Origin of the sequence: Ornithinibacillus jepli, assembly GCF_047228935.1 — a bacterium.
GTDB lineage: Bacteria > Bacillota > Bacilli > Bacillales > Amphibacillaceae > Ornithinibacillus.
The window spans coordinates 158590-175199 of record NZ_JBFEGG010000004.1; the positions used below are offsets into that span (position 1 = coordinate 158590).

A 16610-nucleotide genomic window follows, 5' to 3' on the forward strand; every position below is an offset into this window, starting at 1 on the left:
TCCAGTATGAGCACTTTGTTCCCTTTTATTTCTATTTGTTCTTAAGTTCTTTAAAGTGACAAATATTTTCTTCAAAAGTAGGTACAGATTTTTCATCTTCTGCTTTTTTTACGAGTGATACTACTAAGTCATTGTAAGGAGTTGCAATACCTAGTTCTTTTCCTTTTGTTGCTACAAAACCATTAATATAGTCGATTTCGGTTTTTCTTTGCTTTTCAAGATCTTGTAGCATACTTGCTCTTAATAATGCTTGTGGTTCGAATGCTTTTCTAGCAAATCCAATAGCGGTTGGTAAATTACTTTCGTCTTCAGCTAGTTTAAAGATACTTAAATCAAATCCAGCTAATAAAGCAAATGATACACCAGCTGCTTCCCCAACACGAATCGTTTCATCCGCTAGTGAGACAGCACTGTAAACGCCAACCTCATCTTTAATAACATCACCAAAAGTACACCCAAGAGCTGCAGACATACCACTTAGGGCAACATTTACTAGTAATTTAGACCATTTAGTTCCGATTAAATTATCAGTAACATGAGTTCCACCGACTAAATCTAAGATTTCCTTTATTTTTTGAACTCGGTCTGTCACGGAACCGTCTAATTCACCAATTTGAAAGGCATTGCTCTTGAATGCTTCTGTTGCAGTAGTTAATTCAGATACACCAGGTTCTTTAAATGTAGCTCCGAACTCAACTGATCCACCAATTACATGGTTTTTCCCTAAAATCGATACAAGGCTTTCCTCAGGGACCCCATTTTGAAGTGATAGTACGATACTATCGTTTTGTAAATAGTTTTTTAGATTAGTAACAACTTCTTCGTTAAATACTTGTTTTGTAAGTAATAAAACTAAATCATAAGTCCCAGACATTTCTTTAGGCGTAATTGCTTTTACTGGAATGGTTTCTTTCATAGTTCCTGTAATCATTGCACCATGTTCATTAAGTGCTTTTACATGATCCTCATAGACATCAATTAATTCAACTTCATCATTTCCTTTAGAAATAAGTGCACCAATAATAGTACCTAATGAACCTGCTCCCATTATTCCAATTCTCAAGATGAACATCCTCCTTAGTAAAATAAATACTTTTCTAGTTTTATCCTAGTAAGATAAGATTATAGGAATAAAGTCATATCTTGCAAATATAACGACATATATTAAAAAAATCAAATTAACTACACATAAAGGGAATATGGTCGATATAGTATGTTAGAAGGGGGAACATCATGAAAAGTTTAGATACATATAATACAAAAAGAGTCCACAAAGTAAATTATATTTTATTAATTGCTATTGTTTTTCTTTTAGTTATACCAGTAGTCATGGCAAGAGGATTTGCGGATAGTATAGGAATTGTTGTAGCAGGTGTGGTAGTTATTATTATTTCAAGTGTTAATTACTTGTTGCCTCTACCAACCTATGTAAAAGGGTTTATTTTTGCAATAATTCCAAACGTAGTTGTAATGCTTTTATTTGTTCTTGATGGATTTGCACTTAATAAGCACTATTTAATATTTTTAACAGTTGCTATGGTAGCGATGTATTTTAAAAAAGAGCTCATTTTAATATTTGGTATTGTGTTAAATGTACTTATTATAGGAATGTTTTTCTTCAGCCCGCAAGATTTATTAGGTATTGATGATAACTTAAAAGGACTTATTACCGTTATTGCTATAATCGATGGGATATTAGTTGCCTTGTATCTATTAACGAAATGGGGTAGGGAATTAGTAGATAGTTCTTCTAAGAAAGAATTAGAAGCGAAGGAATTATTAGATAAGCTTCAAGATACCTTTAATGCAATTGAGGAAGGTGCGAATAAATTAGATACGACAATCGGTCAATTTAATAAAGATATCACGACAATTTATGAGTCCAGTGATCTTGTATTAGACTCTGCTCAACAAATGGCTACTGCTATTCAAGAGGAAGCAGAAAGTGTGAGCACGGTTAATGAATCTATGGGTTCATCACTTGAAAAAACCAATCAAACGATAGCTATTTCGGAAAGCATCGTGAAGAAGTCTGAGCATATGAATGGAGAAGTACAAGTAGGATGGGAGAAAGTACAGCAAGCATCCAATCATATTCGTACGGTTAACGACGCAATAGGCACAACTACTGTAACTGTAGCTGACTTGCAAGATAGTTTAGGAAGAGTAAATACGTTACTTCAAGGAATTAGGGACATTGCTGAGCAAACGAATTTGCTTGCTTTAAATGCTGCGATTGAATCGGCACGTGCAGGAGAATATGGTAAAGGATTTGCAGTTGTTGCAGATGAAGTTCGAAAACTTGCTGAACAAAGTGCAAATATTACAGTTGATATTACCGAAGTGACCGATAGTCTGTTCCAGAAATCAGAGAATGCACGAGAGAAATCTACCGAAGGAGAACTCGCTGCAGCAGAAGGTATGAAGCTATTGGATGAAGTTTCTACTTTCTTTGATGAGCTAAAAAGTTCTTTCAAAGATACTAGTAACAGTCTTTCCATCAGTATGAAGGAGATTCAATCAGCAACTGGAGATTTAAAAGATATTCAGGAACAATTAGAAAATGTAGCAAACATTTCAGAAGAAAACGCATCCTCTACACAAGAAATCGTTTCTACACTTGAAAGTGAACACGACCTGATCACCTCCATCAATACAGCAGTAGCGGAGATAAGTGAATTAAGTAAGGAATTAAAACAGTTAGTGAAAAAGTAATATAACAAAAAGTTATCAACTTATATAGAAATATTGTATTTTTTCTAATTGCCAATAAGATCTATACTGGATGCAGGGGGTGTTCAGTATGGATCTTATTTTTATCTTTTTTACTGGAATTATCGCGACAACTTTAGGTACGATAGCCGGAGGTGGTGGCTTAATCAGTCTTCCAATGATGCTAGTATTAGGAATGCCAATCCACTCTGCAATTGGGGCGAATAAAGTTTCTAATACGGTAAGCTCATTCTCCAGTTTTTTTCATTTGCTTAGACAAAAGAAAATATCCTTAAGAGAGTGTTATTGGATTGTCCCTATTAGTATAACAGGAGGACTTAGTGGAGGATTTATAGCTACATTACTTTCTCCCAAACACCTATACATTATTGCCATTATACTACTATTATTTGCTCTAATTGCTTCCATGATCGGTAAACGAAATTTTCAGGGCGGTAACACTTTACAACCGAGTAAAATTAGTATTCCAGGCTTATATGGTATCGGAATTTATGATGGTCTCTTCGGTCCGGGACAAGGTACATTAATGCTATACCTTTTTGCATATTTAAAAATTGATTATTTAAAGGCAGTTGGTTATGTTCGTTTTGCAACCTTCTCTAGTTGTATTGGTGCAGCTACAATGTACATTACTTCAGGAAAAATAATGTGGGCATTAACACTAGCACTTCTCTGTGGTTCTGTTATTGGTGCACAAATCGGTGTACGTGTAGCAGAAAAAATAAAACCAGCGTATATGAAGCCGATTTTACGAGTAGTAACACTTGCGCTTATTGTGCAAGTGTTTGTGGAGAATATATTATAAATAAAGCCAGCTCATTAGAACTGGCTTTTACCTATCTTTCAAATACTATTTTTCCATCGACCATCGTAAAAATAACTTTTGCAGTTTTGATGTCTTCCTTTGGAACAGTAAATAGATTTTTATCTAATACAACTATATCAGCTAATTTACCGGCTTCTAATGTACCTAATTCTTTTTCGCGAAAAGCACCATAAGCTGGCGTGGATGTATAGGACTTTAGGGCTTCAGCAAGGGTGACTTTTTCTTCTTCATTCCAAACAACATAATCATCATCTAGACGTGTTACAGCCCTATAAATAGCAGTTAATGGGTTTAACCCTACGATAGGATAATCACTTCCGTAAACTAATGTCGCTTCCTTATTTTTGAGTGTTTTTTGTAGCATATAAAGCTCCATACGTTCTTTACCAATTAATGATTCGAATACTTCATACGAAGAACCATTGATATGTTCAGGTTGAATAGAAGCTAATACCCCTAATTCATGGAAGCGAGGAATGTCTTCTTGTCTAATCATTTCTATATGTTCAATCGCATGACGTGAGTCTCTCTTCCCGTTTTGTTTTTGTGCTTCTTCAAAGGTATCTAAGGCTAGTTTGACCGCATTATCTCCTACACAGTGGAAACGAACTCGGAAGTTTTCCTTATCAGCGGCAATCGTCCATTTTTTAATAGTATCTTCTGGATAGACCGTTCCACCAACTGAATCTGGTTTATTCGAATAGGGTTCTAATAAATATGCGGTATAGCTTGTAATCACACCATCAATAAATTGTTTAAAACCTGTAAATTGAACCATATTAGAATGAAATTCTTTTCGAAGACGTTTTGCTTCTTCAAGGTCACCGTTTAATGGAGCTACAAAATGAACTCTTGCAGAGAGCTTGTCTCTTTTCTCGAAATCAGCATAAATCTCTGCTTCTTCCGTACTCATCTCGGGAAGTCTAAGAAGGTCATGTACGGAAGTAACACCTACTTGAGCAGCTTCATTTAAAAATTGCTCGAGAAGTTTTTCTTTAGCTTTTAAATCCAAAGGCATTGCTTTCGTTACAAGTCCTACGGCATGTTCTAATAGTAACCCAGTAGGTTCACCATTCTCATCCTTAACAACTTCACCAAAATCTTGAATCTCGGTTTCCTGCGTAATCCCGGCAAGCTCTAACATGGCATTATTTACCCAAGCGCTATGAAATTCAGCTTGATATAGTATTACCGGTCTATCTGAGACTACTTCATCTAAATACTTTTTATTAACTTGTTCATTCGTATGCCATGTGTTTTCATCCCAGCCACTACCGATGATTAGGGGGAGGTCTGGGTGCTTGGCTGCATATTCTTTTACAAGTGTAGCGATATCCTGAGCAGAGCGAGCATCTTGTAGGTTTACACTATTTTTTAACATACTACCTAATAAAAGATGGATATGAAAATCATGAAATCCAGGCATAATAAGCTTATCATCAAAATCAATAACTTTAGTATGACTTGAAATGTATTCTTTCATATTTTGTTTATCAATGACATTTACAATTTTATTATTTGCAATGAGAATTGCGGCAGGTTTTGGGGTATTTTCAGTACCAGTAAAAACAGCATTGCTTGAGATAATATAATCAATAGTAGGCGCCATAGGTTTCTCCTTTTTCATCCATTTATTTTAATTTTATTATACAATGAATATCTCGTGAAATTCTTTAATATTATAATTGAAAATGATTATCATTGACTATCACTTAAAAACCACATAAACTTAAGGTAATGTATTAGTTAGGGTAAGAAATAGGGAACAATTGTTGAACTGAGTTTTGATGTAGAGGAGAGTACATTATGCTATCTACAAAAGATTTAACCATTAGTTATGGGGATAAAATTATCATTGATGATTTAAATATTGAAATTCCGAAGGGGAAAATAACTGTCTTAATAGGTGCAAACGGTTGTGGGAAATCAACCCTACTTAGGTCTATGGCACGATTACTTAAACCCCAAGACGGTACTGTTATATTAGATGGGCAAGCAATTGCAACGATGAAGACAAAAGAAGTAGCAAAAAAACTCTCTATTTTACCACAAAGTCCAATTTCTCCTGAAGGGCTAACCGTATTAGAACTGGTTAAGCAAGGGAGACACCCTCACCGTGGATTTATAAAACAGTGGTCTAAAAAAGATGAGGAAGCGGTTTATGAAGCGCTAGAACTTACGAATATGTTAAATCTTAAAGATCAGTCAGTAGATTCTTTATCCGGTGGTCAAAGACAGCGTGCGTGGATTGCAATGACGTTGGCACAGCAAACGGATATTATGTTATTAGATGAACCAACTACTTATTTGGATATGACACATCAAATTGAGATATTAGATTTATTGTATAAGTTAAATGAGAAAGATGGGCGTACAATTGTCATGGTGTTGCACGATCTTAACTTATCATGCAGGTATGCACATCATATTATTGCCATCAAAAACCAAACTGTCACTTCTTTTGGTAAACCAGAAGAAATCGTTACATGTGCATTAGTCGAAGAGGTATTTAATTTAAAATGTGATGTTTTATTTGACCCAATTTATGGGACGCCTATGTGTATCCCACATGGAAAAGGAAGACATATACTACCACCTACATCTAATATTAATCGAAAAAGGATTTAAGAGCCATCAAATTTATTATTTGATGGTTTTTTTATATCTACAAAATCATAAAAAATGTATTTGACAATTATGATATTTCTTATATAATTATGTTGAAAATGATAATCATTTTCAATTGGAGGTGTTCGAAATCGATTTAGTAAAAGCAATACGTGAGAGACGTACGATTCTTGATTATAAACCAGATAAGATAAAAAAAGAGGTTTTAATACAAATCCTTAATGATGCAGCATATGCACCAAATCATTATATGAAACAACCGTGGAAAATTAGAATATATGAGGATGAGGCAAGATCTGTATTTGGTGAAAAAGTAGTAGACAGTTACATAAGATTAGGATATTTAAAAACCTTGAATAAAGAAAAGCTAAAACAAGCAAGAATTGCCTATGATCGTTTTTTTACTTCGGTACCTCATCATATATTGTTTTACATTGAAAAAGAGGACAATGGGTATATAGATGATGAAAATTTTTCTGCAGTTTGTGCATTTATCCAGAACTTTCAGCTTTTAGCCTGGGATCAGGGAATCGGAACAATGTGGACCGCTAAGGAAACGCTTCGAGATGAAACCTATATTAGGGAAATCGGTTTATCACCTCAAAAGCACCGATTAGTAGCTGTAGTACAGGTTGGCTATCCTAATAAACTTCCTAAAGGAAAAAAACGAGATTCAATTGTAAATAATATCGAATGGGTAAATACCATTCAGATGGAAGAGGAGAAAGTATTATGAAAAAAATAACGTTACTTATTACATTAGTTTTCTTGCTTTTTTTAGTTGCTTGTGGCTCTTCTCAAGACAAATCGAATGGTTCGGAGGAAGCAAAAAATTCTTCAGATACTAATATGGACGAGAGAACGGTAACGATAGTGGATGCTTATGGTGAACAAACAATAAAGGGAACACCGGAACGAATTGTTGTGTTGGAATGGTCCTATGCTGAGGATTTACTAGCACTAGGAGTACAACCAGTTGGAGTTGCGGATATGGATGGCTTTAATCAATGGGTGAAGATTGAGGAAGAATTTGATGCGACTGTAGAAGATGTTGGTACACGTCAGGAACCGAATCTTGAGGCTATTTCTCGTTTGAACCCGGATCTAATCATTGCTGTTGATTTTCGTCACGAACAGTTTATGGATAGCTTAGAAGGTATTGCACCAGTGGTTACGTTTTCCCCATATGGTGAAGAAGCGATCCAAGATCATTATCAAAATATGGTTAAAGAGTTTAACATGGTTGCACAGATTGTAAATAAAGAAAAAGAAGCCGAAGAAGTTCTTGCGGAATTGGATCAATTTACTGAAGAACAAAAAGAGCGAGTTACGGATATTGAGAGTGAGACCTATTTAGTTACTCAAGCCTATTCATCACAAAACACGCCGATCATTCGATTGTTTACGGATAACTCTATGGTAGCGAAAATTATGAATAATCTAGGATTTAAAAATGCATATGAATCTGATAAGGTAGAAGTATATGGTTATAGTGAGGTAACGGTGGAGGCCCTTCAGAACTTCCAAGATGAAGATCCTGAATTCCTTTATATTGTTCAGGAAGAGGATAATATTTTTGAAAATCAGTTGAAGGATAATCCAGTTTGGGAGAATTTAAACTTTGTTAAGAATGGTAATACACATGCTTTGCCAGGAGATACATGGACCTTTGGTGGTGTGTTATCAGTAAAAGTTTTAACAGAGCAGCTTGTAAATGCTATGGTAAATGAGTGATCATATGAATTCGGGAATTAAAAAATCTATAAGAGCGGTTCTAACCTTTGGTGGTGGAACCGCGCTTTTATGTCTATTAATTTTAATACATATAAACCAAGGAAGTGTCTCGATTCCCTTTGATACAGTTATGGATGCTATATTTCATCCAAAGGATTCATTGGAGCACCATACGATTCGGGGATTTCGCTTACCTAGAGCAATAATGGGAATCGTTGCCGGTGGTGCCTTGGCTGTTGCAGGGGCGATTTTACAAACTGTAACAAGAAACCCATTGGCTTCAGCAAGTACCTTGGGAATACATTCAGGTACATATTTTGCAGTTGTATTTTCTACAGTTTTCTTCCCAGTCACATTGTTTAGTAATGGTATGATCGTTGCCTTTTTTGGTGGAATGATTACATACCTTATTGTATTTATCATATCCGGAGGTAATAAAGCAACACCGGTACGAATGGTATTAGCTGGAATGATTGTCTCTCTTTTATTTGCTTCTTTAACAAGTGTGCTCCAAATATTTTATGAAAATGAAACAGCAGGTCTCTTTCTCTGGGGATCGGGGACATTGGTGCAAAATGATTGGTCGGGTGTTCAATTTTCATTACCTATCGTAGTAGTTGGTCTGATTATTACTTTGCTGTTGTCCAGTCCATTAAATACGATTAGTTTGGGAGACGATGTTGCAATTGCTTTAGGACAAAAAGTAGCTGCTGTTAAGGTCAGTTCGATTGTCTTAGCAGTGTTGTTAACATCCGTTACAGTTAGTGTTGTTGGTCCGATAGGCTTTGTCGGCCTTGTAGCTCCTCATATTATTAAATTAATTGGCTACCGGAATCATTATTATTTAATCATTGCTTCTTTCATATGGGGGGCAAATGTTCTATTAGTTGCTGACATTTTAGCAAGAATAATTGATCCTTCATTTTCAGAGCTTCCAGTTGGTGCAATAACTGCATTAATCGGAGCACCATGGTTAATTTACCTTGTTATAAGGTTGAATAAAACTAGGTATGGGGAAGAGAACACATCTGTTATTGCTGGAAAAAGTCAGAAGAAAATTTCTTTGAGTAGAACCATCATTATATTAATTGCATCGATTATTGGCGTTTTTCTCATTAGCTTAGCTTCTGGAAATTATGGATTTGAGCCTATAGTTACTTGGCAGGCATTTTTCGGAAGTGGGAATGACTTTATGAAGAGCTTGATTCTAGATATTCGGCTTCCAAGAGCGTTAGTTGCACTACTTGCTGGAATGATGCTGGCAATAAGTGGATTAATTTTTCAAGGTGTATTACGAAACCCATTGGCTGATCCATCAGTAATTGGAATTACTTCTGGTGCTGGAGTTGGAGCATTAGTTATGATGTTTGTTTTTGGAGTTTCCGCTGTTTGGATTCCAATAGGTGCTATTATTGGGGCGTTTTTATTCTTTATTCTAGTGATGATTTTAGCGATACGAGCAAAATTTGCTCCAACTATATTAGCGTTATTGGGTGTTGGAATTTCAGCACTTGGATCAGCTATTATACAAATTCTAGTAGTACAGGCTGATTTGGCAGTCGGTTCTGCATTAACGTGGCTATCTGGATCTACCTATGCAAGAGGGTGGTCTGAGTTAACCCATTATTTGCTGGCGCCAATCCTTATTTTATTTCCAATGCTTTTTATAAGACTGAAGGGGATAGATATTTTAGCCTTTGGTGATGAAACCGCCAAAAGCTTAGGTGTCAAGGTTATGTCTACACGGTTTGAGTTAGCATTTTATGCGACAATTTTATCAGCTTTTAGTGTTGCAGCAGTAGGTACGATTGGTTTTGTCGGTTTAATTGCTCCGCATTTTTCTCGACTGTTAGTTGGCCCATCTAGCCAACGATTATTGCCAGTTACTGCTTTAGTAGGTGGCATTGTCATGGTTATTGCTGACTTATTTAGCCGTACATTACTAGCACCTAATGAAATTCCTTCTGGTATTTTGGTAGCTATTATTGGTGCACCTTACTTTTTATGGCTAATGAAAAAAAGTGCTTAAAGCAAAGAAGGGCAGATACTTGTAAGCTGTATTCTGCCCTTCCTTATTAAAAAGACTATGAATTTTGGTATTGCTCCTTATTTCTTTCAAAACCTATGAATCTTGTCCCTTTAAATGTTAGAATTCCGACGTCATTTTCCGCTATCATACCGTATTCTTGATCAGTCAGATTAAATTCTTTTCTATCTCCGCTGTTGAACTCAAATGTTACATAGTAAGTAGTTCGTGTTCTTCCATGATCATTATTTCTATAGCTTGTAACGTGGTCCCTTTTAGCAACAACCATTGCTGGTACAGATAGTTCTGGCGACTGCTCATTTTTACGCCACTGGTTGACTCCTTTAACTGCATTCGCAATAAATACACCGATAACAATAACAAAAATAATACCGAAGAAAATTGGGAATAGGCTAAAGAAATCAAATCCTTGGTTGAAGCCGGAGCCGAATCCTGGTCCCATTGTATCCATAATAAGTCCCCCTTTTTATGTAATAATTAATACGAGAGTAATAAAAGAAAGTTACAATAATTTTGAACGATATTATCATAACATAAAAAAACTAGACCAAATAGAAGGTCTAGTCGTCTTTCTAATATGCCGCTATTTCTTTTGATTTTTTAACCATATCTACAAATAGTTTCATAAAACGAGTATCGCTCGTCAGTTCCGGGTGAAATGCGCTCACAAGAATGTGATCTTGTTTGGCTGCTACAATTTTATTCTCATAGGTTGCTAATACTGCTACTTGATCACCAGCAGTTTCAATGTATGGTGCGCGAATGAATACTGCTGTATAAGGGGATTCAAACCCTTTTATTTGAAGTGTTGCTTCAAAGCTTTCTTTTTGTCTCCCAAATGCATTGCGTTTTACTCGTACGTCCATTAACTTCAAATGAACATCGTCAGAATCTGTTAGATCTTTTGCAACGAGTACCATCCCAGCACAAGTACCAAAAATGGGCTTTTGTTGTAAGCTAAATTGCTTTAATGGCTCTAGAAAGCCATAGCGATCAATTAACTTCCGCATTGTTGTGCTTTCTCCACCAGGAAGAATTAACCCATCAATGTCATGGAGTTGTTCCGGCTTTTTTACGATAATTCCTTTACAATGAGTTGCTTCAATTTGCTTAATATGCTCAGACACTGCTCCTTGTAGTCCAAGCACACCAATAATAAGTTCGCTCATTAGACTCATCCTTTCAAGGTAAAACTCTGGAATGACAGGTACCCTTACCAGCCACGCTCTTGCATGCGTTCTTCTAGGCTTAATTTGGAAATGTCAATTCCCTTCATTGCAGTGCCAAGTTCTTTTGATAGTTTTCCGATTAGGTCATAATCGTTGTAGTAAGTTGTTGCCTGAACTATCGCACTAGCAAACTTTTCAGGGTTTTCTGATTTGAAAATACCAGATCCAACAAATACACCGTCAGCCCCTAATTCCATCATTAAAGCAGCGTCTGCTGGTGTTGCCACCCCACCTGCAGCAAAGTTAACAACTGGTAGTTTACCAGCTTCTTTAATCTCTTTTAAAATTTCATATGGTGCACCAAGATTTTTTGCTTCGGTCATTAATTCATCATCGCTCATATAGGTCACTTTACGAACCTGTGCTTGAACTTTCCGCATATGACGAACTGCTTCTACAATATTTCCTGTACCTGGTTCCCCTTTTGTACGTAGCATAGAAGCTCCTTCCGCAATTCTTCTTGCAGCTTCCCCAAGGTCACGGCATCCGCATACGAAAGGTACAGTAAACTCGCTTTTTAAAATATGAAATTCTTCATCTGCCGGGGTTAGTACTTCACTTTCATCAATATAATCTACACCCATAGCTTCTAGCACTCTAGCTTCTACGATATGTCCGATACGAGCTTTTGCCATGACGGGTATCGTAACTGCATTCATTACTTCCTCCACAATGCGAGGGTCTGCCATTCGAGCGACACCACCAGCCGCACGAATATCGGATGGCACACGCTCTAGTGCCATTACTGCAACTGCACCAGAAGCTTCCGCAATTTTAGCTTGTTCTGCATTCACAACGTCCATAATGACGCCGCCTTTTTGCATTTGTGCCATGCCGCGTTTTACCGTTTCCGTACCTAATAATTTTTCCATCTGTAACACTCCTAATCTATTAGTTGATTTATTTGATTTTTAATTTATTATAAAAAGTAGTTGGCACGGATGAAAGTGTCAGTTTTATAGATTTTGATGAGGTCAGGGGTCGGTTTTTTATGGAAATGTTGTCTTGTGATTTGAACAGAGATAGTGACGTCTCGTTATATGAACAACTCTATACGTTTATTAAAATAGAAATAATGAATGGAAGAATCCCTTATAATACCAAGCTTCCTTCCAAACGTAAGCTATCCGAGTTTCTGAAAGTTAGCCAAAATACAGTGGAAACAGCGTATGAACAATTGGTAGCAGAAGGGTATATAGAAGGTATCCCGAGGAAAGGATATTTTGTCTTAGCTTCGGAGGATTTAGAATATGTACAAGAAAAGATGCCAAGTTATAATCAACCTTCTGAAAGACAGGAGCAGCTTCGTTACCATTTCCATCCAAGCTGGATTGATACCGAACATTTCCCATATGACAAATGGAGAAGGTACGCTAAAAATATTATTGATATAGAAAATCAATCTTTACTTTTAATGGGGGATAAGCAAGGAGAGTATGAGCTAAGGGAAGAGATTGCGAATTATTTGTATCAAGCCCGAGGTGTTCATTGCTCCCCAGACCAGATTATTCTCGGAGCGGGGATTGAAACGCTCCTACAGCAACTGATATTATTACTAGGTCAATCGATAATTTATGGCGTAGAAGACCCTGGTTACCATGTTATTTCTCGTATTCTGAATAACTATCCTAATGAGGTTCAACCACTAGAAGTGGATGATAGAGGTGTCAAAGTGGATACATTAGACGTGTTACCAATTGATGTCGTTTATGTAACGCCCTCACATCACTTCCCGTATGGTTCCGTTTTATCAGCTAATAGAAGAATTAAGTTGTTAAATTGGGCATTGAGTAGTGATAACCGCTATATTATTGAAGACGATTACGATAGTGAATTTCGTTACAGTGGAAAATCGATTCCATCTTTGCAAAGCATGGATAAGAGTGAAAAAGTTATCTACCTTGGGACTTTTTCAAAGTCGTTAATTCCTTCGATACGAATTAGTTATATGGTGTTACCTAAGCCATTATTATCTCGTTATCAAAAAGAGCTATCCTTCTTTCAATGTACGGTTTCTAGAATTGACCAACATATTTTAACAGCTTTTATGAAAGAAGGAGACTTTGAAAGGCATCTGAATAGAATGCGGAAAGTATACCGGAGGAAGATGGAAAAGACATTATCTTTGCTCAGGCCTTATTCCGAAATGATAAAAGTTGTCAGTGATTTATCTGGGTTTCATGTTGTGTTAGAAGTGAGAAATGGATGGGATGAAGAAAAACTTGTTCAAAGCGCCAGAGAGTCCTATATTAAAATTTACCCATTATCGAACTATACAATGGAAGAACAATATGGCGGATATCCAAGAATAGTATTGGGTTTTGCAGGAATACCAGAAGCACAACTACCAACAGCAATCAAAACACTACTAACTAGCTGGGACAAGGGGACAGGTACACTGGCCCAAAAGTCCGGTATGGGTTAAGTTTAGTTCTATTAAAAAGTGCTCTGTACTTATGTACAGAGCATTGGTGTTGGGACAAGGAACCTGTCCCCGTGTCCCACTTATATTGTTTTCAGTAACAATTTTTTTAGCAGTGGTGCGAAATGTTCAGGGAGGTCTGCGACACTTGGAATCATGATGCGTTCTCTACCGTATATATTTTGCATCGTATTGTCTTCGCGTTCTTCAATCTCCCCATTGGCTAAGAACATGCCAATTACTTCGATACCTTTTTTACGGGCTTCGGATACTGCGAGGTTCGTATCAACTATCCCATTTTGGTCATAGTTAGCTGCAGCTGGCTCACCATCTGAGAACACGAGTAGGAATTTATTTTTTTCCCTTCTCGCTTCAAGCTCCTTGGAGACCACTCGAATACTAAACCCATCACGATTATCCTCTTCTGGCTCAAGCTGCATGATTTTCGGACCGTTTTGTTCGTAAAACGAGTCAGTAAATGAATGAATACGGTGGAAATAGTTTGGTTGATACCCTTCTTTTACTTCATTTGCATCTTCCCAAAATCCAAGAATGGAATGAGGTATCTTTAAATGCTTTAAAACCTCATGGAATAGGACAATGCCTCGTCTTGTTTCCTCCATTTTATTATGCATGGAAGCAGAGCAGTCCACGAGAAGGGTAAAAACAGCATCAAACTCATTCGTATCCTCGTTTTTCTTATAAAAGACTCTCGGATTTTCATCGGTAATCACGGGCAAAAGCTTTTTCGATAGTCGACCAAAAACAAGATCTCGCCTTGGTTCATTCTTCTTATGCTCAATCGTTTTCTCGATCGTCTTTGCAAGTTTTCGTTTATACGGTTCAATATCTCGAACAAAATCTTGGTAATCCGCTATATCCTCATGACTTGGTGGGTTAGCAATTTTATCTATTTTTACTGCATCCCGATTTTCTTCCCCAAATTCATCTGGCTTCCCGCCTTGATTGGAAGAAGATTCATCCTTTTCCAAGGCTTCCATATCGGAGTAATCATTTTGTTTCGTTTGACTGGAAGCTCCTTGAATGGACGCCATAGCCTGGTCACCGTCTTCTGTTTCCCGGGGTCCGCCACCTAATATACTCGTCTTTGTACCTTGCTCTAATTCAAATTGAAGGAAGTTTTGCTTGCGATTTTCATTTTTATTTTCACGATGCCAAGTGGAAAACTCTTGTTCGAAGTACTCACTTTCATCCTGATCCACTTCTTCAAAATCATCATTAGATAAGGAATCAGTTCTTGTAAGTTCATCAAACAACGTATTTTTTTCATACCGCTCAACATGACTTATCGGGAAAACAAAGTACTCATTTAGTGTATCTTTATATTCAGTTAACCGAAAAACAATTTGTGCGGTAATTCTAGTCGTATCAGCTGTAGTTTGTGCTTCAAATACTTGAAATAGCAATGGCTTTAAATCATCCAACATATCCAATTGTCCTTGTGTTGCTTTCGGGAAGGTTGGATCTGGCGTTACTGAAACGAGTTGTAAATAAATTAGACAAAAAAGTTCATCTAACGGAAAACTTCTCGTTGCATTAACTATTAATTGGCTAGAGAAATAATGCTGATATGCTTGTCTTCGAATGGCAAAAGCTCGCTTCGTACCTGGACGTTCTTTTTTAATAATCTCTTCTAGTCTCAAATCCTCTAGTAAAGCAAATAACTGGTTTGCGAATTTCGGCAATGATGAATCTGTAATGTCATAAATAAAATTTTTCAGCTCAGGAATTGTAGAATACTTTAAAGTTCCAATTGCTCTTAAATAAACATCTGTCTTAAGCCCGGCTTCTTTAATCTCATAACTAGTATTATCCCAAAACCTACTTGCAGTGAGTTTATATTCAATCAGGTCAATAATTGAACCGTAGTTGTACTCGAACTTAATATCAGCATCACCAGATAAGACAGTAGCAAGATCCTGCAGCTGTAAGAATAGATTGGTATCTACTCTTCTATCATTAAAGACGTGCATCTTGTATTCTCCTATCTAAAAATAAGTTTCCGCTAAATTTTTTACAAATTCTTTTTCTCTTTCTTCATCTAATTTATCTACAATAGAACGCTGAATAGCTCGTTTTGCTGGGATGAGAACACTTAAGTCGCAAGCATCGAGTAAAGCACGAATAGAGGCAGCATCTTCAGAAAGTTTTCCTTGTGTAACGGCTTTAATTAAATCAGATGATAGATTTACAAATAATTCTATTTGTTTTTCATCTGTTAAATTAGTATTTGATTTAATTAACTGACTTAATTGATCCCCTTCAATATACGGAATTTCTAAAACGATAAAACGATTTTTCAGTGCTTCATTTAAAGGAACAGTACCAATATAACCTTCGTTTATTGCTGCAATAACCCCAAATCCATCTTTTGCTGTAATTATTTCATTTGTAAATGGATTAGTGAGGGTTCTCCGGTAATCAAGTACCCCGTTAATAAGTGGCAAGGTCTCTGGTTTTGCCATATTAACCTCATCAATATATAAGAATGTTCCATTTGTCATAGCATTGATTACTGGTCCAGGGATAAACTCAATGACTTGCTTTTCCCCTTGGTAGGATAACGTTTTAAAACCAAGTAAGCTTTCTGCATCTAAATCAACGGAACAGTTCACACTAAACATAGGTTGATTAAATAGATTGGATAAAGTTTCTGCAAACTTTGTTTTTCCTGCACCAGTTGGACCTTTTAATAATACATTCTTGCCCATACTTAAGGCGGTAATGGCATCGATTAAAAGGTCATTATTTGGGGGCATGTAACCACCTTGTCTAATAAGATGTTGAAATGTATTTGAACGGCTTTGTTTTTCCGTTAATAATGTTGTTATTTCGGTCGGTAATTCATAGTTCATGTTGTTTTCTCCTTTCAGTGGCAGATGGAAATCGATAAAAATCAGTCCCGACTGCATAAGAAAAATCAAATACATCCCTAATAAAGATAAGTGAATGCAAGTTTTTCTAGAACTA

General features: G+C 36.5%; 14 protein-coding genes. 7 read left to right on the forward strand and 7 right to left on the reverse strand.

What is annotated here, in order from left to right:
- Positions 1 to 31: 31 nt before the first annotated feature.
- Positions 32 to 1063 carry a ketopantoate reductase family protein gene (locus tag AB1K81_RS15205; protein WP_412977524.1) on the reverse strand — a complete coding sequence of 344 codons (1032 nt, stop codon included), beginning with the start codon at positions 1061 to 1063 and terminating at the stop codon, positions 32 to 34.
- 170 nt (positions 1064 to 1233) lie between these two features.
- On the opposite strand from AB1K81_RS15205, the gene AB1K81_RS15210 reads away from it, so the two are divergent.
- Both AB1K81_RS15210 and AB1K81_RS15215 read left to right on the forward strand, forming a co-directional pair.
- On the forward strand, positions 1234 to 2715 hold the full coding sequence (locus AB1K81_RS15210; RefSeq protein ID WP_412977525.1) for a methyl-accepting chemotaxis protein: 1482 nt from the start codon (positions 1234 to 1236) through the stop codon (positions 2713 to 2715).
- Positions 2716 to 2803: 88 nt separating this feature from the next.
- Complete coding sequence (locus tag AB1K81_RS15215) at positions 2804 to 3538, forward strand: sulfite exporter TauE/SafE family protein (protein WP_412977526.1); 735 nt, start codon at positions 2804 to 2806, stop codon at positions 3536 to 3538.
- 31 nt (positions 3539 to 3569) lie between these two features.
- Here AB1K81_RS15215 and AB1K81_RS15220 read toward each other — a convergent pair whose 3' ends face one another.
- On the reverse strand, positions 3570 to 5168 hold the full coding sequence (locus tag AB1K81_RS15220) for an amidohydrolase (protein ID WP_412977527.1): 1599 nt from the start codon (positions 5166 to 5168) through the stop codon (positions 3570 to 3572).
- Between the two features lie 197 nt (positions 5169 to 5365).
- On the opposite strand from AB1K81_RS15220, the gene AB1K81_RS15225 reads away from it, so the two are divergent.
- The 4 genes from AB1K81_RS15225 to AB1K81_RS15240 all read left to right on the forward strand — a co-directional run bounded on the left by AB1K81_RS15225 (position 5366) and on the right by AB1K81_RS15240 (position 9950).
- Positions 5366 to 6187, forward strand: coding sequence for an ABC transporter ATP-binding protein (locus AB1K81_RS15225; RefSeq protein WP_412977528.1), 822 nt, complete (start codon positions 5366 to 5368; stop codon positions 6185 to 6187).
- A 121-nt stretch (positions 6188 to 6308) separates the two neighbouring features.
- A complete protein-coding gene (locus tag AB1K81_RS15230; RefSeq protein ID WP_412977529.1) occupies positions 6309 to 6923 on the forward strand; it encodes a nitroreductase family protein in 615 nt (204 codons plus the stop codon).
- Positions 6920 to 7921: an ABC transporter substrate-binding protein gene (locus AB1K81_RS15235; protein ID WP_412977530.1), complete on the forward strand. Its 1002-nt coding sequence runs from the start codon at positions 6920 to 6922 to the stop codon at positions 7919 to 7921. Before AB1K81_RS15230 ends, AB1K81_RS15235 begins: the two co-directional genes overlap by 4 nt.
- A gap of 4 nt (positions 7922 to 7925) precedes the next feature.
- A complete protein-coding gene (locus tag AB1K81_RS15240; RefSeq protein ID WP_412977531.1) occupies positions 7926 to 9950 on the forward strand; it encodes an iron ABC transporter permease in 2025 nt (674 codons plus the stop codon).
- 55 nt (positions 9951 to 10005) lie between these two features.
- Here AB1K81_RS15240 and AB1K81_RS15245 read toward each other — a convergent pair whose 3' ends face one another.
- The 3 genes from AB1K81_RS15245 to pdxS form a co-directional block, all read right to left on the reverse strand.
- Complete coding sequence (locus tag AB1K81_RS15245; RefSeq protein ID WP_412977532.1) at positions 10006 to 10419, reverse strand: DUF2500 domain-containing protein; 414 nt, start codon at positions 10417 to 10419, stop codon at positions 10006 to 10008.
- A 121-nt stretch (positions 10420 to 10540) separates the two neighbouring features.
- Positions 10541 to 11137, reverse strand: a complete 597-nt coding sequence (gene pdxT / locus AB1K81_RS15250; RefSeq protein WP_412977533.1) for a pyridoxal 5'-phosphate synthase glutaminase subunit PdxT — start codon at positions 11135 to 11137, stop codon at positions 10541 to 10543.
- Between the two features lie 44 nt (positions 11138 to 11181).
- Positions 11182 to 12069, reverse strand: a complete 888-nt coding sequence (pdxS, locus tag AB1K81_RS15255; protein ID WP_412977534.1) for a pyridoxal 5'-phosphate synthase lyase subunit PdxS — start codon at positions 12067 to 12069, stop codon at positions 11182 to 11184.
- Positions 12070 to 12188: 119 nt separating this feature from the next.
- Between pdxS and pdxR the strand changes: the two genes are divergently transcribed.
- Positions 12189 to 13622 carry a MocR-like pyridoxine biosynthesis transcription factor PdxR gene (gene pdxR / locus AB1K81_RS15260; RefSeq protein ID WP_412977535.1) on the forward strand — a complete coding sequence of 478 codons (1434 nt, stop codon included), beginning with the start codon at positions 12189 to 12191 and terminating at the stop codon, positions 13620 to 13622.
- Positions 13623 to 13702: 80 nt separating this feature from the next.
- Here the strand turns inward: pdxR and AB1K81_RS15265 are convergent, their stop codons facing one another.
- Entirely contained in the window at positions 13703 to 15613 is a 1911-nt protein-coding gene (locus AB1K81_RS15265; protein WP_412977536.1) for a vWA domain-containing protein, read from the reverse strand.
- 15 nt (positions 15614 to 15628) lie between these two features.
- Positions 15629 to 16495: an ATP-binding protein gene (locus tag AB1K81_RS15270; RefSeq protein ID WP_412977537.1), complete on the reverse strand. Its 867-nt coding sequence runs from the start codon at positions 16493 to 16495 to the stop codon at positions 15629 to 15631.
- Between the last annotated feature and the right edge of the window lie 115 nt (positions 16496 to 16610).

Excerpts from the sequence above, each read along its gene's own strand:
- AB1K81_RS15270 (WP_412977537.1), bottom strand. The coding sequence starts at position 16,495 with ATGAACTATGAATTACCGACCGAAATAACAACATTATTAACGGAAAAA.
- AB1K81_RS15215 (WP_412977526.1), top strand. The coding sequence starts at position 2,804 with ATGGATCTTATTTTTATCTTTTTTACTGGAATTATCGCGACAACTTTA.
- AB1K81_RS15245 (WP_412977532.1), bottom strand. The coding sequence starts at position 10,419 with ATGGATACAATGGGACCAGGATTCGGCTCCGGCTTCAACCAAGGATTT.
- AB1K81_RS15235 (WP_412977530.1), top strand. The coding sequence starts at position 6,920 with ATGAAAAAAATAACGTTACTTATTACATTAGTTTTCTTGCTTTTTTTA.
- pdxT (WP_412977533.1), bottom strand. The coding sequence starts at position 11,137 with ATGAGCGAACTTATTATTGGTGTGCTTGGACTACAAGGAGCAGTGTCT.
- AB1K81_RS15225 (WP_412977528.1), top strand. The coding sequence starts at position 5,366 with ATGCTATCTACAAAAGATTTAACCATTAGTTATGGGGATAAAATTATC.
- pdxS (WP_412977534.1), bottom strand. The coding sequence starts at position 12,069 with ATGGAAAAATTATTAGGTACGGAAACGGTAAAACGCGGCATGGCACAA.
- AB1K81_RS15220 (WP_412977527.1), bottom strand. The coding sequence starts at position 5,168 with ATGGCGCCTACTATTGATTATATTATCTCAAGCAATGCTGTTTTTACT.
- AB1K81_RS15210 (WP_412977525.1), top strand. The coding sequence starts at position 1,234 with ATGAAAAGTTTAGATACATATAATACAAAAAGAGTCCACAAAGTAAAT.
- pdxR (WP_412977535.1), top strand. The coding sequence starts at position 12,189 with ATGGAAATGTTGTCTTGTGATTTGAACAGAGATAGTGACGTCTCGTTA.
- AB1K81_RS15265 (WP_412977536.1), bottom strand. The coding sequence starts at position 15,613 with ATGCACGTCTTTAATGATAGAAGAGTAGATACCAATCTATTCTTACAG.
- AB1K81_RS15240 (WP_412977531.1), top strand. The coding sequence starts at position 7,926 with ATGAATTCGGGAATTAAAAAATCTATAAGAGCGGTTCTAACCTTTGGT.